Source organism: Microbacterium umsixpiens, assembly GCF_053543675.1.
Window position 1 is genome coordinate 46,679 of the sequence record NZ_JBLVOH010000028.1, and the last position, 2,307, is coordinate 48,985.

General features: G+C 69.9%; 3 protein-coding genes. All 3 read right to left on the reverse strand.

The window, feature by feature from the left end:
• Nucleotides 1-1,008 (reverse strand): ABC transporter ATP-binding protein (locus tag ACNPM4_RS03075; RefSeq protein WP_448984659.1); only part of this gene is annotated, 1,008 nt, incomplete at its 3' end.
• Between the two features lie 361 nt (nucleotides 1,009-1,369).
• Nucleotides 1,370-1,867, reverse strand: a complete 498-nt coding sequence (locus tag ACNPM4_RS03080) for a methylated-DNA--[protein]-cysteine S-methyltransferase (RefSeq protein WP_448984660.1) — start codon at nucleotides 1,865-1,867, stop codon at nucleotides 1,370-1,372.
• The coding region (locus tag ACNPM4_RS03085) for a DNA glycosylase family protein (RefSeq protein WP_473965295.1) at nucleotides 1,864-2,307 on the reverse strand (444 nt) is incomplete at its 5' end. The genes ACNPM4_RS03080 and ACNPM4_RS03085, both read right to left, overlap by 4 nt.

A 2,307-nucleotide genomic window follows, 5' to 3' on the forward strand; every position in this document is an offset into this window, starting at 1 on the left:
GGTGTTGGTCTCGGAGAAGATGTCGAACACGCGGTCCGTCGCCGTGCGGGCGTCGAGCATGAACGAGAACAGGAAGCCGATCGACTCGATCGGCCAGCGGAGCACCACTGCCATCGCGAAGAACGCGAACAGCTGCGCCTCGTCGATCTGCCCCTGCGAGATCAGCCAGATGCCCGACATCAGGCTGAGGCCGAACGCGATCTGTGGCATCATGTCGAGCCAGAACCAGATCGACGCGATCGCACCGGCCTTGCTCATCTCGGTCTCGCGCAGCGTCTCGGCCTGGCGGCTGAAGCGGCTGAGCGCGTGCTTGCCGCGGCCGAAAGCCTTGAGCACGCGGATGCCGTGCACGCTCTCCTCGACGCTGGTCGCGAGGTCGCCGGCCTGGTCCTGGCTGCGGCGGGTGAGCGCGCCGTAGCGCTTCTCGAAGAGGTAGCCGCGGATCCACAGCGGGATCGCCGTGACCAGGAAGATCGTGCCGAGCAGCCAGTGCCAGCGGAACAGCAGCACCGATCCGATGATGATGGTGAGCACGTTGACGACGAGCAGCACGAGCCCGAAGGCCAGCCAGCGGCGGATGAGGCCGATGTCCTGCATCATGCGGCTGAGCAGCTGACCGGAGCCCCACCTGTCGTGGAAGGACACCGGCAGCGTCTGCAGGCGCGAATACAGCTCGGTGCGCATCTTGTACTCGACCTCGGTCGAGGGGTTGAGCACGAACTGACGACGCAGCCAGACCATCAGCGCCTCGCCGAGGCCCAGCGCGAAGACGGCGAGGGCACCCCAGACGATCGCGGTGAAGTTACCGGAGCGGACCGGTCCGCTGATGATCTGCTCGAGGACGATCGGGATCATCAGGGCGATGATGGCCGCGATGAGCGCGCTGGCAGCACCGCCGGCGAGCCGCCAGATGACGGGCTTCACGAACGGCTTCAGCCGCCACAGTGCGGCCGGAGTGGAAAGGGTGGACGAAGGCGAGGGATTCTGCGCGGAAGGCGAGGAAGACATGTCTCTCAGACGAGTTTCGTATGGAATGCGGTTGCGGAAGGGGACGGATGCGAGAGCGGACTCACAGAGTCCGGCATCCGGTGCAGAAGGGGCGGAGTGGCTCTAGGAGAGCGGGCGCGCCGGGGTCGAGCCGAGAGCTGCGATCCGCGCGGTGGCGATCGTGGTCATGGTGTCCTCCTCAGGGCTCGGCTGTGTCGTCCGGTCGGCGCGACAGCCCACCAGCCTATTGCTGTGAACCAGCTGAACACAAGACGCATTCCCGATTCGTTCGGCGTCTTTCGCGGCAATCCGTGATCAGCCCGCCTTCCGGCACGCCGACGCCGCGCCGCCGGGGGTGGGCAGCGCGGCGAGGAGAGGGCGTTCAGGCGGCGATGCTCTCGCGCGCGAGCAGGCTCTCCTTCACGTCCAGCCCCCAGGCGAAGCCGCCGAGGCTGCCGTCGGTGCGCAGCACGCGGTGGCACGGCACGAACAGCGCCGGGGCGTTCCGCGCACAGATCGAGGCGGCCGCGCGCACGGCGTTCGGATTGCCGAGCCGCGCCGCGAAGCCGGTGTAGGTGAGCGGGGCGCCGGGTTCGATCGCCCGCAGCGCCGACCATCCGGCGAGCTGCAGCACGGTGCCCGACTGCTTCACCGTGACCGCGTCGATCGCCGACAGGTCACCCGCGTAGAAGGCCAGTGCGGCGTCGGCGGCTTCTGTCTCCGCCTCGCGGAGCTCCTCGGGGCGGTTCGCCGGAGACAGTCTCGTGAGGATCGCCTCGACGTCGGAGGTCCACCCCGACGACAGCACCCGCTGGCGCTCGTCGGCGAGGATCGTGAAGGCCCCGTCCGGGGTCTCGATGGTCTGGATGAGAGCGGTCATGAGGTCTCCTTCGATGTCGTGTCACCTGTGGTGGCAGCGCGGGCAGTGGATGCCGCGCGCCGGGGCCCTGCCGGTCGCACCGGGGCGGCGCGCCAGAGATGCGCGCTCAGGTAGCTGCGCCAGGGGGCGGTGCGTTCCGCCCAGGCCGTGAGCGGCCGGGCCTCTCCCGGGAGTCCGGAGGCCGCAGCTCCCGCACGCAGCGCGACGTCGCCGGGGAGCAGGATGTCGGGGTCGCCGAGCACCCGCATGCGCACGTAGTCGGCCGTCCACGGTCCGATGCCCGGCATGGCGAGGAGGGCCGCGCGCTGCTCGCCACCGTCATCGCCGACCGTCAGGGTCAGCGAGCCGTCGGCGAGGGCCGCGGCGGCGCCCGTGATCGCGCGGATGCGGGCGGCGGGGCCGCGCAGCACCTCGGCGCCGCGCTCGGCGATCGCGGTCAT

Coding starts and splice junctions, on each gene's coding strand:
- ACNPM4_RS03080 (WP_448984660.1), bottom strand. CDS start 1,867: ATGACCGCTCTCATCCAGACCATCGAGACCCCGGACGGGGCCTTCACG.